The organism is Erythrobacter sp. RANMB8 (genome assembly GCF_056848235.1).
The window spans coordinates 25,566-43,122 of record NZ_JBREHG010000009.1 but is presented as its reverse complement, the minus strand read 5'-3'; the positions used below and the strand labels follow the sequence as shown (position 1 = coordinate 43,122).

At 63.9% G+C, this 17,557-nt stretch carries 11 protein-coding genes; 6 read left to right on the top strand and 5 right to left on the bottom strand.

Going from position 1 to position 17,557, the window contains the following annotated elements; translation table 11 throughout:
• Positions 1-12 precede the first annotated feature (12 nt).
• Positions 13-2,184, bottom strand: coding sequence for a PQQ-dependent dehydrogenase, methanol/ethanol family (locus ACU0AG_RS11275; RefSeq protein ID WP_482782381.1), 2,172 nt, complete (start codon positions 2,182-2,184; stop codon positions 13-15).
• Between the two features lie 118 nt (positions 2,185-2,302).
• Between ACU0AG_RS11275 and ACU0AG_RS11270 the strand changes: the two genes are divergently transcribed.
• The 3 genes from ACU0AG_RS11270 to ACU0AG_RS11260 all read left to right on the top strand — a co-directional run bounded on the left by ACU0AG_RS11270 (position 2,303) and on the right by ACU0AG_RS11260 (position 4,645).
• Positions 2,303-3,184 (top strand): dienelactone hydrolase family protein, encoded by an 882-nt coding sequence (locus ACU0AG_RS11270; RefSeq protein ID WP_482782380.1) that lies wholly within the window; start codon positions 2,303-2,305, stop codon positions 3,182-3,184.
• Between the two features lie 73 nt (positions 3,185-3,257).
• Complete coding sequence (locus tag ACU0AG_RS11265; RefSeq protein WP_482782379.1) at positions 3,258-3,806, top strand: pseudouridine synthase; 549 nt, start codon at positions 3,258-3,260, stop codon at positions 3,804-3,806.
• The gene (locus tag ACU0AG_RS11260; protein WP_482782378.1) at positions 3,803-4,645 is read left to right on the top strand and encodes a 23S rRNA (adenine(2030)-N(6))-methyltransferase RlmJ; all 843 of its coding nucleotides are present in this window, start codon (positions 3,803-3,805) and stop codon (positions 4,643-4,645) included. The genes ACU0AG_RS11265 and ACU0AG_RS11260 overlap by 4 nt, the downstream gene beginning before the upstream one ends.
• Before the next feature lie 6 nt (positions 4,646-4,651).
• On the opposite strand, the gene ACU0AG_RS11255 is transcribed toward ACU0AG_RS11260, so the two are convergent.
• The 4 genes from ACU0AG_RS11255 to rpoB all read right to left on the bottom strand — a co-directional run bounded on the left by ACU0AG_RS11255 (position 4,652) and on the right by rpoB (position 15,234).
• A complete protein-coding gene (locus ACU0AG_RS11255; RefSeq protein WP_482782377.1) occupies positions 4,652-6,022 on the bottom strand; it encodes a glutamate--tRNA ligase in 1,371 nt (456 codons plus the stop codon).
• Positions 6,023-6,063: 41 nt separating this feature from the next.
• Entirely contained in the window at positions 6,064-6,435 is a 372-nt protein-coding gene (locus tag ACU0AG_RS11250; RefSeq protein WP_482782376.1) for a DNA-directed RNA polymerase subunit beta', read from the bottom strand.
• Between the two features lie 225 nt (positions 6,436-6,660).
• Positions 6,661-10,974 carry a DNA-directed RNA polymerase subunit beta' gene (gene rpoC, locus ACU0AG_RS11245; protein WP_482782375.1) on the bottom strand — a complete coding sequence of 1,438 codons (4,314 nt, stop codon included), beginning with the start codon at positions 10,972-10,974 and terminating at the stop codon, positions 6,661-6,663.
• A 69-nt stretch (positions 10,975-11,043) separates the two neighbouring features.
• Entirely contained in the window at positions 11,044-15,234 is a 4,191-nt protein-coding gene (rpoB, locus tag ACU0AG_RS11240) for a DNA-directed RNA polymerase subunit beta (RefSeq protein WP_482782374.1), read from the bottom strand.
• A 605-nt stretch (positions 15,235-15,839) separates the two neighbouring features.
• Here rpoB and rplJ point away from each other — a divergent pair.
• The 3 genes from rplJ (at position 15,840) to ACU0AG_RS11225 (ending at position 17,549) form a co-directional block, all read left to right on the top strand.
• Positions 15,840-16,352, top strand: a complete 513-nt coding sequence (gene rplJ / locus ACU0AG_RS11235; protein ID WP_482782373.1) for a 50S ribosomal protein L10 — start codon at positions 15,840-15,842, stop codon at positions 16,350-16,352.
• A gap of 81 nt (positions 16,353-16,433) precedes the next feature.
• On the top strand, positions 16,434-16,805 hold the full coding sequence (gene rplL, locus ACU0AG_RS11230; RefSeq protein WP_482782372.1) for a 50S ribosomal protein L7/L12: 372 nt from the start codon (positions 16,434-16,436) through the stop codon (positions 16,803-16,805).
• Positions 16,806-17,129: 324 nt separating this feature from the next.
• Entirely contained in the window at positions 17,130-17,549 is a 420-nt protein-coding gene (locus ACU0AG_RS11225; protein ID WP_482782371.1) for a curli assembly protein CsgF, read from the top strand.
• The last annotated feature ends 8 nt before the right edge of the window (positions 17,550-17,557 follow it).

Sequence of the window (17,557 nt, the reverse complement as noted above, 5' to 3'; positions counted from 1 at the left end):
GGCGGCGGGGGTTCAACGCCGCGCCAGCTTTTTCGCTGTCCCCTCGATCGCCTTGTCTTCATTGGCGCGCTTGATCACATAGGCGCGGATCGCCTCGATCTCGTCCTTGGTCAGCGAGCCTTTGAAGCTGGCCATGCCGTTGTCCTTCAGCATCCCGCCTTCGACCACCGCGTTCCACGCCTGCGCGCTTTCGAGCGATCCGGCGCGGCGCAGATCGGGCAGCACGGTCGATCCGACCGCGCCCGGTGCATGGCACACCGCGCAATAACGGCCATACTTCGCCTGCCCCAGCGCGATCACCTCTGCCGAAGCGGTGCTCGGCGGCGGATCGAGCGGTAGCGCGGCGAGTTCCGGCTCGGGCGGCAGAGTCGCCTTGCCTCCCAGCTTGAACACCAGCAGGCGGCTGACATTGCGCACAGGTGCCTTGCGCTTGATCAGATCGCCATCGACCGAAAGGGCATAGGCCCCGCCCCAGCCGGCCAGCACCGCGACATATTGCTCGCCATCAACCGTGTAAGTGACAGGCGGCGCGACCACGCCGGTCTGCGCGGCAAAGCTCCACAGCTTGTTGCCGGTGGCAGCATCATAGGCGTTGAATTCGCTGCCGGTGGTGCCCTGAAACACAAGGCCGCCGCCCGTGGCCAGCAGGCCGCCGTTCCACGGCCCGGGATGCTCGACTGTCCAGCGCGCCTTCTGCGCCACCGGATCCCACGCCACCAGCATCCCGCGCAGGGTTCCGGCGACCTGCTTGCGGAAGCCTTCATCCGCAGGCACATCCCCCGCGCCGAGGTTGAACCCGACATTGAAACCGCGCGCGGTATCGGGCTTCCAGTCGGCTTCGGGGGCATACATCATCCCTGCTTCGAAGGCCGGGATGTAAACGAGGTTCTCCGAGGGGCTGTAGGCCATCGGGTGCCAGTTGTGCCCGCCCAGCGCGCCCGGCGTGACGAGCGCGGGCTTGCCGGTCTTGTCGACGCGGGTTTCGGGGTTTTCGATCGGGCGGCCCGTCTTCGGGTCGATCCCGCTTGCCCAGTTCACCGTGACATAGGGCTTGGCGCTGATGAATTTGCCCGTCTCGCGGTCGATCACATAGAAAAAGCCGTTCTTCGGTGCCTGCATCAGCACCTTTCGGACTTTCCCGTCGATCGTCATGTCCGCCAGCATGATGTGCTGCGTGGCGGTGAAATCCCACGTTTCGCCCGGCGTGGTCTGGTAGTGCCAGACATATTCGCCGGTCGAAGGCCGCACCGCGACGATGCTGGAGAGATAGAGGTTATCGCCCTCGCCCGTCCCGTCCTTGCCGGGGCTGCGATAGGCGCGGTTCCATGGGGAGCCATTGCCGACCCCGATATACAGCAGGTCGAGATCGGGATCGTAGGCCATCGAATCCCACACGGTCCCGCCGCCGCCAATCGCATCGGATGCGCCCAGCACATCCATGTTCCACGTCTGGGCAGCCTTTTGCAGATAGGCGGGTGCATCCTTGGGATCGCCGCCCTCTGGCACGGTGTAGAACTTCCACAGCTGTTCGCCATCATCGGCATCATAGGCGGCCACAAACCCGCGAACGCCGAATTCCGCCCCGCCATTGCCGATGATCACCTTGCCATCGATCACCCGCGGCGCGCCGGTGATGGTGTAGCTTTTCGACTGGTCGACCGTAACCTTTTCCCACGCGACCTTGCCGCTTTCCCGGTCAAGCGCGATCAGCCGGCCATCGAGCGTGCCGAAGAACAGCTTGTCACCCCATGCCGCCAGCCCGCGATTGACGACATCGCAACACGCCTTGACCGCGGTTTCGCCCGGAACCTTGGGATCGAACTCCCACAGCGCCTTGCCGGTCGCGGCATCGAACGCCTTCACCTTGCTCCACGCGGTGGTGAGATAGAGCTTGCCGTCGATCACCAGCGGGGTGGCTTCCTGCCCGCGCGCGGTGTCCATGTCGGCAAACCATGCAAGGCCCAGATCGCCCACTGTATCCTTGTTGATCGCATCGAGCGGGGAATAGCGCTGTTCGGAATAGGTTCGCCCGTGGCTGATCCAGTTGGCCGAATCGCCATCCGCCCCGACCAGCGCGGCGTGAGTGATCTCGCCCTCGCCGCTCCCGAAAATCTGGCTGCAATTGGCCAGCATCCCCGCCGACAGCAACAGGGCGGCACTGCCCGCCCACCGCACAAGGTTCATCGATCCCTCTCCCCGTTTTCTTTTGGGACCCATGTTGACGATAGAATCGTTGCTTGTCCATGCCCCCGCCCGATGCCTATCTGTGCGCGGCGAGAGGGGCCGAGAGGAGTTTTGATCAATGTGCGATGAAAGCAAGCTGGCCGATTGGGCAAAGCAGACGATCAGCCGCCGCCAGTTCGGCGCTTTGACGGGTGCGGCGGCGCTGGCAGCCTGTGCTTCGGGCGAAAGCGCCTCCAATGCGCAGGTTCCCGCCGCCGGCCTCAAGGAACGCGGCGTCAACTTCCCCACCGCCGATGGCACAATGGACGGGTTTTTCGTCCAGCCCGAAAGCGGCAATCACCCCGCCGTGATCCTGTGGCCCGATATCGCCAGCATCCGCGAGGCCAAACGGAGCATCGCCCGCAAGCTCGCCGCCGCAGGCTATGCCGTGCTGGTGGTGAACCCCTATTATCGTGACGTGACCGGCGAACAGTTCGCCGATTTCGCCGCATTCATCGCCGACGGCGGCTTTCAGAAGGTCGGCCCCTGGCGCGGCAAGCTGAACCCGCAAGCCATCATGAGCGACACCGCAGCAATCGTCGACTGGCTTGACCGGCAGGAAGGCGTCGATCAGGCCAAGGGCATCGGCACGCAGGGCTATTGCATGGGCGGGCCGTTCACCGTGTGGGCGGCAGCAGCCGTGCCCTCGCGGGTCAAGGCAGCAGCGAGCTTCCACGGCGGCGGGCTGGTTCGCAAGGACAACCCGATGAGCCCGCACGCGCTGCTCGGCAAGGTCGATGCGGCGGTGCTGATCGCCGTGGCACAGGATGATGATGCCAAGGCCCCGGACGACAAGACCACCTTTGCCGATGCCGCAAAGGCCGCCGATGTGGCCGCAACCGTCACCGTCTATCCCGGCAATCACGGCTGGATGGTGCCCGACAGCCCCGCCTATGATGCAACTGCGGCTGCACGGGGCGAGGCTGACCTCAAGGCGCTTTACGCCGCCGCGCTGGCATAGGAAGCTCGCTGACAGACCGACGGGGTCGCATGCGCTGCAAGACATCGGCGCAATCGGGTTCTATGGAGCCCGGATGGCCCGGCTGCTGCTGTTCAACAAACCCTTCGGCGTCCTGTCGCAATTCACCGATCGCGGGTCGCCGACGGCGCGCGCGACCCTGTCCGATTTCATCGCGGTAAAGGGCGTCTATCCCGCCGGAAGGCTCGACCGCGACAGCGAGGGGCTGCTGCTGCTGTGCGATGACGGAAAGTTGCAGGCGCGCATCGCCGATCCGCGCTTCAAACTGCCCAAGACCTACCTCGTGCAGGTCGAAGGCGATCCGCAGGAGCACGAGCTTGAACCTTTGCGCCGCGGTGTCAGGCTCAAGGATGGCATGACCCTTCCGGCCAGTGTCGCCCGCATCGACCCGCCCGACCTGTGGCTGCGCGATCCGCCGATCCGCGTGCGCCAGTCCGTTCCCGACAGCTGGCTGAAGATAACCTTGCGCGAAGGGCGCAACCGGCAGGTGCGCCGGATGACCGCGGCGGTCGGCTTTCCCACGCTGCGGCTGGTGCGCTGGTCGATCGGCGACTGGACAGTTGCCGGGATCGCGCCGGGCGCCTTCATGGAGGTTTCCGCGTGAACTATCGCCATTCCTTCCATGCCGGCAACAGCGCCGATGTGGTCAAGCACACCCTGCTGATCGCGCTTGTGCGGGCCTTGCAGCTGAAGCCCGGCGCGCTGACCATGATCGACACCCATTCCGGCTGCGGGCTCTACGACCTTGAAGGTGATGCGGCGCAGCGTACCGGCGAGGCCGCGCAGGGCGTGGTGCGCGCCTTCGCCGATGCCAATCCCTTGCTGGACGATTATCGGGCCGCCGTGCTGGCGGTGAACGACGGGAGCAGCCCAGCGGCAGGGCCGCGCCTTTATCCCGGAAGCCCGCGCATCCTGTCGCAGTTGCTGCGCGCGCAGGATGTCCTGATCCTCAACGAGAAGCACCCCGAAGACGCCCATGCCCTGCGCGGTGCGATGCGCGGCACCACGGCCGCCGTGCATCAACGCGATGCCTATGAGCTCTGGCTGGCGATGCTTCCGACCAGAACGCCGCGCGGTGTGGTGGTGGTCGATCCGCCCTACGAGCAGACCGACGAGCGCGCCCGCATCACTGCCACACTCGCCGCGGCACACCGCAAATGGGCGCACGGTGTTACCGCGGTGTGGTATCCGCTGAAGGACCGCGCCGAGCATATGCGCTGGAAAGACAAGCTGCGCCGCCTCGGCATACCGAAGTTCCTGAGCGTGGAGCACTGGCTCTACGATACCGATCAGCCCGGCATCTATAACGGCGCGGGGCTGTTTTTCGTCAATCCGCCTTATGCCTTCACGCAAGCCCTGCCGCCGCTGCTCGAAGCCCTGCGGGCCGCCCTGGCACCGGAGGGGCACAGCGGCGCGATCACGGCTGGCTGGCTGGCCGACTGAGCGCTGTCAGCCCGCTGCCCTCTCCAGCCTTGCCCGCGCCTCTGCCTCGCCGATCAGAGGGAGCAATTCGCCCATGTCGGGGCCGTGGTCCATGCCGGTAAGCGCCTGACGCAGCGGCAGGAACAGCGCCTTGCCCTTGCGCCCGGTCTCCTCCTTCAGGGCCGTGGTGAGCGCGGCCCAGGGATTGTCCCCCCACACCAGCAGCCGCGCCGCTTGCGACAGGAACTGCCGGTCTTCGGGAGTGAATTCGGGCGGAGAGATCGGGCCGGTCACGAGCTTCCACCACGCATCGGCCTCTGCGACATGGGCAAGGTTCGGGCGCACGGCGTGCCAGCCGGCAGCATCCATCCCCTGCGGCAGACGCGACGCGACGGCTTCGAACGGCAGCTGGTGGACGATCCCGGCATTGAGCCGGTCGAGATCCTCGTCGTCGAACTTCGCGGGGGCGCGGCCAAAGGTGGCAAGGTCGAAGCTGGCTGTCAGCACCGAACGGTCGGCAACCGGCTCCACGGCAAGCGAAGTGCCAAGCCGCGCCAGCAGCGAAATGATCGCCTCCGGCTCGATCCCGCGTTCACGGAACGCATCACAGCCAAGCGAACCGAGCCGCTTCGACAGCTTGCCTTCCCGCCCCACCAGCAGTGCCTCGTGAGCGAAAGCGGGGAGTGATTTTGCTGCATTTTCTGTTGCAGCAAAGCCCACAGCAAAAAGTGCGGTAAATATCTGGATTTGCACAGCAGTATTGGAAACGTGATCCTCGCCGCGCAGCACCTGTGTCACGCCCATATCGATATCGTCGACAGCGCTCGGCATCATGTAGAGCCATGAACCATCAGCGCGGCGGATGACCGGATCGGACAGCTGCGCGGGATCGAATCGCTGCACCCCGCGGATGCCGTCCTCCCACTGGATCGCCTCGGCATGATCGAGCAGGAAACGCCAGTGTGCGGGCGTGCCCTCGGCCTCCCTGGCGGCCCGCTCGGCCTCGGTCAGCTTCAAGGCGGCACGGTCGTAGATCGGCGGCAGACCACGGCCCAGTGCAATCTTGCGCTTTACGTCGAGCTCCTGTGCGGTTTCATAGCAGGGGTAGACACGACCCGCCGCCTTCAGCGCGGCGAAGGCTGCTTCGTAACGGTCGAGCCGGGCGGACTGGCGTTCCTCGCGATCCCAGTCGAGCCCCAGCCAGGCCAGATCGGCGCGGATCGCCTCGACATATTCCTCGCGGCTGCGTTCTGCGTCGGTATCGTCGATGCGCAGGATAAAGGTGCCGCCGCTGCGGCGCGCCAGCATCCAGTTATGCAGCGCGGTGCGGATATTGCCGACATGGAGGAGGCCGGTCGGCGAAGGGGCGAAGCGGGTGGTGGCGGGCTGTGTGCTCATGACGCGGAGCGGTAGAACGCAGGCTGCCCGCCCGCAAGGCTTCAGGCGGCGCGCATTTCCGCCGCCACCAGTTCGAGCGCCCCCTCCCACAGCCGCGGCATGCGGTCGGCCCGGACAAGACCGCTCAGCGCGTTCTCGAACGCCAGCCGGTCGGCCTGCGCCGCAGCATCGACAAAGGCGCCGATGGTCGCCTCGTCATGGCTGAGCAGCCGGCAGCAGAAGCGCGAAACGTGGATATTCTCCGGCCAGCTCGCAGAGATGGTCTGGGCCAGCACAAGCGCCCGGGCCGCGACCGCGACACTGCCCAGCCGCACGGCCAGTTCGGGAACAGGATCGCGCCCCACCCGCTCGTGCAGCGCGATCAGGCGCAAGGCATGGATAAAGCGCCCGCCGACCGGGCCAAGGGTCTCCACCCGCGGCGCCTGCGCCAAGGCCGCGATAGTGTTGCGGGCGGATGTCGACGGAGAGCGCTGCGGGTGCATGATGGGATTCGCCTGTACTGCCTGGGGTCAGTGACTGGCTAGCCTTGATGCGAGTGATTTGCAATAGCGTTATTCGGCGCAGTTCACGCAAAGAAAAGCCCCGCCGGAGCATTGGCTCGGGCGGGGCAATTCGTGGCCAGAAAGGCGGCGAGGCGCTTATTCCTCGCCTGCGTCGTCCTCGACCTCGGCAGCGGGCGCCGAAGCGGCCATGGCTGCCATCGCGGCCTTCATCTTCTCTTCGGATCCGATGGCGTCGGCTGCCGGTTCGACTTCGCGCTGGCCCGAAGCGGACAGGGCTTCCTGTTGCTTCTTCCATGCCGCCTTCAGCGCCGCATCGCGGCTGTTGGCGGTCACGCGCAGACGGTTCATGCCCGCGCCGGTACCGGCAGGGATCAGACGGCCGACGATCACGTTTTCCTTCAGACCGATCAGCGTGTCCTTCTTCCCTTCGACCGCCGCCTGCGTCAGCACGCGGGTGGTTTCCTGGAACGAAGCCGCCGAGATGAACGAGCGGGTCTGGAGCGAGGCCTTGGTGATGCCGAGCAGCACCGGGGTGCCCTGCGCGGGCGCCTTGCCCTTGCCGCTCTGCGCCAGCTTGGCGTTCACTTCCAGCATCTCGGCCAGATCGACCTGCTCGCCCGGCAGCAGGGTGGTGTCCCCGCCATCGGTGATCTCGACCTTCTGCAGCATCTGGCGAACGATCACCTCGATGTGCTTGTCGTTGATCTTCACGCCCTGCAAGCGATAGACTTCCTGGATCTCGTTCACGAGATACTCGGCCAGCGCTTCGACGCCCATGACTTCGAGGATGTCGTGCGGGTTCGGCGAACCGGAAATCAGGGTGTCACCCTTCTTCACATAGTCGCCTTCCTGCACGTCGATCACCTTGGTCTTGGGGATCAGGTACTCGACGGGTTCACCCTCCTCGGGGATGATCGCGATCTTGCGCTTCGCCTTGTATTCGCGGACGAATTCGATCCGGCCGGAAATCTTGGCGATGACCGACACGTCCTTGGGCATACGCGCCTCGAACAGTTCGGCCACACGCGGCAGACCGCCGGTGATGTCGCGGGTCTTGGCGGCTTCGCGGCTGGCACGGGCAAGGATGTCGCCCGCTTCAACCGTCTGGCCGTCCTCGACCGACAGGGTGGTGCCCGGAGCGAGCATGTAACGCGCCGCTTCGATTTCGCCGCTGCCTTCGGCCAGAAGGGTCATGCGCGGACGCAGGTCTTCCTTCTTCTTACGGCCGGTGGCGCGGTTTTCGGTCACCACGCGCTGCGCGATGCCGGTGGCATCATCCATCTGTTCTTCGAGCGTGATGCCCTCGATCAGATCCTGATACTTCACCACACCCGATTGCTCGGTGATGATCGGCAGGGTGAACGGATCCCATTCGGCGATACGATCGCCGACCTTCACCTGATCGCCATCCTTGAACATCAGCACCGTACCATAAGGCACCTTGTGCATCTCGCGCTCGCGCCCTTCAGCGTCGATCACCGCGATCTCGCCATTGCGGGCAAGGCTGAGGATGCGGCCGCGCTTGTCGGTGATGGTCGGCATGTCGCGGAATTCGATGCGACCTTCCGAAATCGCTTCGAGGTGCGAGGTTTCGTTCAGCTGCGCCGCGCCGCCGATGTGGAAGGTCCGCATCGTCAGCTGGGTGCCCGGTTCACCGATCGACTGCGCGGCGATCACGCCGACAGCCTCGCCGATGTTCACCGGAGTCCCGCGAGCGAGGTCACGGCCATAGCAGGTCGCGCAAACGCCCTGTTCGGCTTCGCAGATCAGCGGCGAGCGGATCTTGGCCGACTGCACTTCAGCCGCCTCGATCTCCTTCACCATCGCTTCGTCGAGCAGGGTGCCCGCCGGAACGATCACTTCGCCGGTCGCCGCGTTGACGATGTCTTCGGCCACGGTGCGGCCGAGGATACGTTCGCCGAGCGAGGCGATCACCGAACCGCCCTGCACGATCGCACGCATTTCAAGCGCGTTCTGGGTGCCGCAGTCTTCCTCGACGATGACGCAATCCTGCGACACGTCGACCAGACGGCGGGTGAGGTAACCCGAGTTCGCGGTCTTCAGCGCGGTGTCCGCAAGGCCCTTGCGCGCCCCGTGGGTCGAGTTGAAGTATTCAAGAACGGTCAGACCTTCCTTGAAGTTCGAGATGATCGGGGTCTCGATGATCTCGCCCGAAGGCTTGGCCATCAGACCGCGCATCCCGGCGAGCTGCTTCATCTGCGCCGGGCTACCACGCGCACCGGAGTGGCTCATCATGTAGATCGAGTTGACCTGGGCTTCCTTGCCCGTGTCCGGATCGATCGGGGTCGCCTTGATCTCGGCCATCATCGCGTCGGCGACCATGTCACCGCACTTCGACCAGGCGTCGATCACCTTGTTGTACTTTTCCTGCTGGGTGATCAGACCGTCCTGATACTGCTGCTCGTAACCGGCAACCAGTTCCTTGGTTTCCTCGACCAGCTTCTCCTTGGCGTCGGGGATGATCATATCATCCTTGCCGAAGCTGATGCCGGCCTTGAACGCGTGGCGGAAGCCCAGCGCCATGATCGCGTCGGCGAACAGCACCGTGTCCTTCTGGCCGGTGTGACGATAGACCTGATCGATCACGTCGCCGATCTCGCGCTTGGTGAGCAGGCGGTTGATGATGTCGAAGGGAACCTTGTGGTTCTTCGGCAGACATTCGCCGATCAGCATGCGGCCCGGTGTGGTGACAAAGCGCTTCATCGCCACCGTGCCGTTTTCGTCGGCCTGCGGAACGCGGGCGATGATGCGGGTGTGGAGCGTGACCGCCTTGGCTTCCAGCGCCTGATGCACTTCGGCCATGTCCGAGAAGCGCGGCAGCTTCTCGATCTTGGTGCCGTCGGCTTCCTCGATGAATTCGGGGTGCTTTTCCTGCCGCTCCATCGAGAGGTAGTAGATCCCCAGAACCATGTCCTGCGAAGGCACGATGATCGGCTTGCCGTTGGCGGGCGAGAGGATGTTGTTGGTCGACATCATCAGCACGCGCGCTTCGAGCTGGGCTTCCAGCGACAGCGGCACGTGGACCGCCATCTGGTCACCGTCGAAGTCGGCGTTGAAGGCCGAACAGACCAGCGGGTGCAGCTGGATCGCCTTGCCTTCGATCAGCACGGGTTCGAACGCCTGGATGCCAAGACGGTGCAGCGTCGGCGCGCGGTTCAGGAGAACCGGGTGCTCGCGGATCACCTCGTCAAGGATGTCCCAGACTTCCTTGCGCTCCTTCTCCACCCACTTCTTGGCCTGCTTCAGGGTCATCGACAGACCCTTGGCATCCAGACGGGCGTAGATGAACGGCTTGAACAGTTCGAGCGCCATCTTCTTGGGCAGGCCGCACTGGTGCAGCTTGAGTTCCGGACCGGTCACGATCACTGAACGGCCCGAATAGTCGACGCGCTTGCCGAGCAGGTTCTGGCGGAAGCGGCCCTGCTTGCCCTTGAGCATGTCGGACAGCGACTTGAGCGGACGCTTGTTGGCGCCGGTGATGACGCGGCCGCGGCGGCCGTTGTCGAACAGCGCGTCAACGGCTTCCTGCAACATGCGCTTTTCGTTGCGCACGATGATGTCCGGCGCGCGCAGTTCGATCAGGCGCTTCAGACGGTTGTTGCGGTTGATCACACGACGATAGAGGTCGTTGAGGTCCGAGGTCGCGAAGCGGCCACCGTCGAGCGGCACCAGCGGGCGCAGTTCGGGCGGGATGACCGGGATCACTTCGAGGATCATCCATTCCGGGCGGTTGCCCGAATCGATGAAGCTTTCGACGACCTTCAGACGCTTGATGATCTTCTTGGGCTTCAATGCCGACTTGGTGGTGGCGAGCTCTTCCATGAGAGCATCGCGCTCGGCCTCGAGGTCGAGCTGCATCAGCATGGTGCGCACGGCTTCCGCGCCGATATCGGCGGTGAAGGCGTCTTCGCCATATTCGTCTTGCGCTTCGAGGAGTTCATCCTCGGTCAGCAGCTGGTACTTTTCGAGCGGGGTCAGGCCCGGCTCGGTGACGATGTAGCTTTCGAAGTAGAGCACACGCTCAAGCTGCTTCAGCTGCATGTCGAGCAGCAGGCCAATGCGCGAGGGCAGCGACTTCAGGAACCAGATGTGCGCGACGGGCGCGGCCAGTTCGATGTGGCCCATGCGCTCGCGGCGGACCTTGGTCACGGTCACTTCGACGCCGCACTTTTCGCAGACGACGCCCTTGTACTTCATGCGCTTGTACTTGCCGCACAGGCACTCGTAGTCCTTCACGGGGCCGAAGATGCGCGCGCAGAACAGGCCGTCACGCTCCGGCTTGAAGGTGCGGTAGTTGATCGTCTCGGGCTTCTTGATCTCGCCATAGGACCACGAGCGGATGCGCTCCGGCGAGGCGATGCCGATCTGGATCTGGTCGAAGGTTTCGGGCTTCGCCAGCTGGTTGGTGAATTTGGTCAGGTCGTTCATGACTGTGTTCCCTTAGGGGGATGAAATTCGTGTGCGGCGGTGGCGGGAGGCCGTCTGGCCCCGCGCCCCTTACTCCGCTGCCTCCAGCATCTCGCCGTCGTCGTCCTCGTCGAGGATCGACTTGAGTTCGACGTTGAGGCCAAGGCTGCGCATTTCCTTCACGAGCACGTTGAAGCTCTCCGGAATGCCGGCCTCGAAGGTGTCGTCGCCCTTGACGATCGCTTCGTAGACCTTGGTGCGGCCGACCACGTCGTCGGACTTCACCGTCAGCATTTCCTGCAAGGTGTAGGCCGCGCCGTAAGCCTGGAGCGCCCAGACCTCCATTTCGCCGAAGCGCTGGCCGCCGAACTGCGCCTTGCCGCCCAGCGGCTGCTGGGTGACGAGCGAGTAGGGGCCGATCGAACGGGCGTGGATCTTGTCGTCGACGAGGTGGTGGAGCTTCAGCATGTAGATGATGCCCACGGTCACCTTGCGGTCGAACGCCTCACCGGTGCGGCCGTCGTAAAGGACGCTCTGGCCCGAGGAATCGATCCCCGCCTTGACCAGCATGTCCGAAACGTCGGCTTCACGCGCACCGTCGAACACCGGGGTTCCCATCGGGACGCCAGCAGCAAGGTTGCCCGCGAGTTCGACGATATCCGCGGTCGAGCGGCTGTCGATGTCCTCGAAATACTGCTCGCCATAGATGTCCTTGAGACGATCCACGACCGCAGCCGGCGGGGCGACATTGGCGTAATCTTCGGCAGCATTCGGATTGGCAGCGCGCCATTCGTCCAGCTTGGCCTTGATTTCATGGCCCAGCGCGCGCGCCGCAAAGCCGAGGTGCGTCTCGAAGATCTGCCCGACGTTCATGCGCGACGGCACGCCCAGCGGGTTGAGCACGAGGTCGACCGGGGTCCCGTCTTCGAGGAACGGCATGTCTTCCTGCGGCAGGATGCGGCTGATCACACCCTTGTTCCCGTGACGGCCGGCCATCTTGTCGCCCGGCTGCAGCTTGCGCTTCACCGCGACGAACACCTTGACCATCTTGAGCACGCCCGGAGCCAGTTCGTCACCACGCTCCAGCTTTTCCTTGCGGTCCTGGAACTTGGCATCGATCAGCGCGACGGCCTCGTCGTACTGGGTCTTCACCGCTTCGATCTGCGCCTGACGATTATCGTCGGCGACCGCGAACTTGAACCATTCGTGGCGATCGATGTCCTCGAGGATGTCCTCGGTGATCTCCACGCCCTTCTTCAGCCCCTTGGGAGCGGCCGAAGCGGTCTGGCCGATCAGCATGTCCTTGAGGCGGTTGTAGGTCGCACGGTTGAGGATGTTGCGCTCGTCCGCGGCGTCCTTGCGCAGGCGTTCGATTTCCTCGTTCTGGATCGCACGGGTACGGTCGTCGATCTCGATCCCGTGGCGGTTGAACACGCGGACTTCGACGATGGTGCCCGCCACGCCCGGAGGCAGACGCAGCGAGGTGTCACGCACGTCGCTCGCCTTTTCGCCGAAGATCGCGCGCAGCAGCTTTTCTTCCGGCGTCATCGGGGATTCGCCCTTGGGCGTGATCTTGCCGACCAGAATGTCACCGGGGTGCACTTCTGCGCCGATGTAAACGATGCCCGCTTCGTCGAGGTTGCGCAGGGCTTCCTCGCCGACATTGGGAATGTCGCGGGTGATGTCTTCCGGCCCCAGCTTGGTGTCGCGGGCCATGACTTCGAACTCCTCGATGTGGATCGAGGTGAAGACGTCGTCCTTCACGATGCGTTCGCTGATCAGGATCGAGTCTTCGTAGTTGTAGCCGTTCCACGGCATGAACGCGACGAGGCTGTTCTTGCCCAGCGCCAGCTCGCCCAGATCGGTCGAGGGACCATCGGCGATGATATCGCCCTGTTCGATCACATCGCCCACCTTCACCAGCGGACGCTGGTTGATGCAGGTGTTCTGGTTCGAACGCTGGAACTTCTGGAGCGTGTAGATGTCCACGCCCGACTGGCCGGGTTCGACATCGCCGATCGCACGGATAACGATACGGGTGGCGTCGACCTGATCGACGATCCCGCCGCGCTTGGCCGCAATCGCAGCGCCCGAATCGCGCGCCACGGTTTCTTCCATGCCGGTGCCGACCCACGGCGCTTCCGCCTTCACGAGCGGCACGGCCTGGCGCTGCATGTTCGAGCCCATCAGCGCGCGGTTGGCGTCATCGTTTTCCAGGAACGGAATGAGCGAGGCCGCAACCGAAACCAGCTGTTTGGGGCTGACGTCCATCAGCGTGATCTGCTCACGCGGGGCCATCAGGTTGTCACCATTGTGACGCGCCGACACCAGTTCTTCGACGAACGAACCGTCCGCGTTCAGTTCGGCCGAAGCCTGCGCGACGGTGTGCTTCTGCTCTTCCATGGCGGAAAGGTAGATCACATCGCCGGTCACCTTGCCGTCGATCACCTTGCGGTAGGGCGTCTCGATGAAGCCGTACTTGTTGACGCGGCTGAACGAAGCCAGCGAGTTGATCAGACCGATGTTCGGGCCTTCCGGCGTTTCGATCGGGCAGATGCGGCCATAGTGGGTCGGGTGAACGTCGCGGACTTCGAAGCCGGCGCGCTCGCGGGTCAGACCACCCGGCCCGAGCGCCGAAACGCGGCGCTTGTGGGTGACTTCCGAGAGCGGGTTGGTCTGGTCCATGAACTGCGAGAGCTGCGAAGAACCGAAGAACTCGCGCACCGCGGCCACCGCGGGCTTGGCGTTGATCAGGTCGTTCGGCATCACCGTGCTCACATCGACCGAGCTCATGCGCTCCTTCACGGCGCGCTCCATGCGCAGCAGGCCGACGCGGTACTGGTTTTCCAGCAGCTCGCCCACCGAACGCACGCGGCGGTTGCCGAGGTTGTCGATGTCGTCGACTTCGCCCTTGCCGTCCTTGAGGCCGACCAGTTCCTTCACCACCGCGAGGATATCTTCCTTGCGCAGCGTGGTGATGGTGTCCTCGCACTCGAGGCCGAGACGCATGTTGAGCTTCACGCGGCCCACGGCCGACAGGTCATAGCGTTCGGCATCGAAGAACAGGCCTTCGAACAGCGCCTCGGCGGTTTCCTTCGTCGGCGGTTCGCCGGGACGCATGACCTTGTAGATCGCTTCAAGGCCTTCATCGCGGTTTTCGGCCTTGTCGGCCTTCAGCGTGTTGCGGATCCACGGGCCGGTGTTGATCTCGTCGATGTCGAGCAGTTCGAGCCGGTCGATCCCGGCCTTGTCGAAGGCATCGACATGTTCGAGCGTCACTTCGTCGCCCGCCTCGATGTAGATGCGCCCGGTGGACTCATCGATCATGTCGTTGGCGGCATAGCGGCTGACGACTTCCTCGGTCGGCAGCAGCAGTTCGGTGAGGCCATCCTTGGCCGCCTTGTTGGCGGCGCGGGGGCTGATCTTCTGGCCGGCGGGGAAGATTTCCTCGCCGGTCTTGGCGTCCACCAGCGCGAAGGACGGCTTGGCATTGCGCCATTGTTCGGCCACGAACGGGATCTTCCACCCGTCCTTGGCGCGTTCCCAGGTCACGGTGTTGTAGAAGTGGTGCAGGATACCCTCGGCATCGAGGCCGAGCGAATAGAGCAGAGCGGTCACCGGCAGCTTGCGCTTGCGGTCGATGCGGACGTTGACGATGTCCTTGGCGTCGAATTCGAAATCGAGCCACGAACCGCGGTAGGGGATCACGCGGGCGGCGAACAGCAGCTTGCCCGAAGAGTGGGTCTTGCCACGGTCATGGTCGAACAGCACGCCCGGCGAACGGTGCATCTGCGACACGATCACGCGCTCGGTGCCGTTGATGATGAAGGTGCCGTTGTCCGTCATCAGGGGCATGTCGCCCATGTAGACGTCCTGCTCCTTGATATCGAGCACCGAGCGGGTTTCGGTTTCCTGATCCACCTCGAACACGATGAGGCGCAGCGTCACCTTCATCGGGGCAGCATAGGTGATCCCGCGCTGACGGCACTCGGTGGTGTCGTACTTGGGCTCTTCGAGTTCGTAATGCACGAAATCCAGCTCGGCAGTGCCGGCGAAATCGCGGATCGGGAAGACGCTGCGCAGGGTCTTTTCAAGGCCCGAGACATAGCCGGTGGCCTTGTCCGAACGCAGGAACTGCTCGTAGCTTTCGCGCTGAACCTCGATCAGGTTCGGCATCTGCACGACTTCGTGAATGTCACCGAAGATCTTGCGGATGCGCTTTTTCGCGGTGCCCTGCGCCTTGCGGCTGCGGGTGACGGGCGGCTTCGCCTTGGTTGCCATGGAGGAGTTGGCCTCTTTGATTGGGCCGCGAGAGGAGAGGCCTCGCGCGGACAGGAAAACTTCGCTGCGTTCCACGCGAAACAGTGCCATGTCCAACGCACAAAAGCCGCGTGCCCAACCCCGCCCCGATGGCGGTGCCGGCAGCAGCATTCCGTTTGCGTCGCGACTATGGCGTCCCGCCGCTTCCTATCCGAGGCCGATTCCCGCGCATGAATCAGCCCTGCTCGAAGCGAGCGAGAGGGCGCCATTTAGGGTTGCGGCGGCCGCGAGTCAACGGAATAGCGCCCTCGCCGCCTTCTGCAGCGGAGGGATGCACTTGACTCGTCCGCCTATATCGCTAATGGCCCGCCGCGACTGCTCCGGCAGTCATCCGTCCGAGACCGTTGGTGAAGGCAATCTGGCTTTCTTAATCTCCAGCCTAGACGGGGAAACGAGATTCAGCGCGCCTCCCGGATCCGGGCTGCGTTGCTTGTGCCTGATGGCACACCCTCCTTCCCTATCGACGGACTCGCCCGTGTTCGGAGCCTTCGCGGCGCCGTGCGCGGACATAACGTAGCCGGCCGTGCGGGAGCCATCCTGCCCGGTCATTTGTGAAGGAGTATGGCATGGATCGTTCGCAGAAAGCCGACGCGGTTGCCCAGCTCAATGCGGTCTTCAACGAGGTCGGCGTGGTGGTTGTCACCCGCAACCTCGGCATGACGGTGGCCCAGTCCACCGACCTGCGCGGGAAGATGCGCGATGCTGGTGCGACCTACAAGGTTGCGAAGAACCGTCTCGCCAAGCTCGCCCTCGAAAACACCGACTATACCGGCCTTGGTGACATGCTCACCGGCCCGGTCGGGCTGGCCTGGTCGACTGACCCGGTCGCGGCTGCCAAGGCCGCTGTCGAATTCGCCAAGACGAACGACAAGCTCGAAATCGTCGGCGGCTCGATGGGTTCGGTCGTTCTCGACGAAGCCGGTATCCGGGCGCTTGCCTCGATGCCCAGCCTCGACGAACTGCGCGCCAAGCTCATCGGTCTGGTCAACGCCCCGGCGACGAAGATCGCCCAGGTCGTTACCGCGCCCGCCGCGAAGGTCGCCCGTGTGTTCGCCGCTTACGCGGACAAGGCAGCCTAAGAGACGCTTTTCGCCAGACGAAACAATCTTGGGGTTTTGGACATGGTGTCCGGCCCCGCCACCAATTTGGAGTGAACCATCATGGCCGATATTGCCAAGCTTGTTGAAGAACTTTCGAAGCTGACCGTGCTCGAAGCCGCCGACCTCGCCAAGGCCCTCGAAGAAGCATGGGGCGTGAGCGCCGCTGCTGCTGTCGCTGTGGCTGCCGCGCCGGCTGCTGCTGCCGAAGCTGCCGAAGAGCAGACCGAATTCGACGTCATCCTGACCGGCGACGGCGGCAAGAAGATCCAGGTCATCAAGGAAGTCCGCGCCATCACCGGCCTGGGCCTGACCGAAGCCAAGACCCTCGTGGAATCGGCTCCGAAGGCTCTCAAGGAAGGCGTGAACAAGGCCGAAGCCGAAGAGATCAAGAAGAAGATCGAGGAAGCCGGCGGCACCGTCGAGCTGAAGTAAGCCGCAGGGGTGCAGCAGCGCCCCTATGGTTAACCTCGCATCACGAAAAGAGGGCGGCGCCAGCGATGGCTCCGCCCTTTTTTGTCGGCCTTTCAGACCATTGCCACAAGCCCCTTGCGCCCTGTGCAACAGACTGTCGATGTTGCGGAATTCCGATCTGTGCGGGATCGACACGATTGTGACGGTGTCACATCAAAGTTACTTTACACGCTGTTAATAACCCCTAACATTGGTCGTGCCGGGTCGCCGAGTCGCTAGGACTCCGAACGAGGCAATACGGAACAAACCGTAGGCTTCGTTGCTTGGACAAGTTGGGGGAATTCGATGCCGATCCTTAGAGCAGGCCTTTTGGCATGTGCCGCGCTGTGCGCGAGCCCGGTGATGGCGCAAGATGTCGTATACCGGCCTATCAGCCCGACCTTCGGGGGCAACCCGTTCAATTCGAACCACGTGCTCGGTGTGGCCAACGCCAACAACGACACGCGCGACCCGCGCGCCGCGAGCAGCAATTCGCAGGCCGATATCTTCGCCCGCCAGCTGCAATCGCGCCTGCTTTCGGCGCTGTCCTCGCAGATCGTTGACGCCATTTTCGGCGACAACCCGCAGGAACAGGGCACCATCAGCTTCGGCGGACAGACGATCGAGTTTTTCCGCTCGCTCGACGAGGTGACGCTGATCATCCGCAACGACACCACGGGTGAGGAAACCCGCATTGTCGTGCCGCTGTTCCTTGACGTGAACTGAGGCAGGCC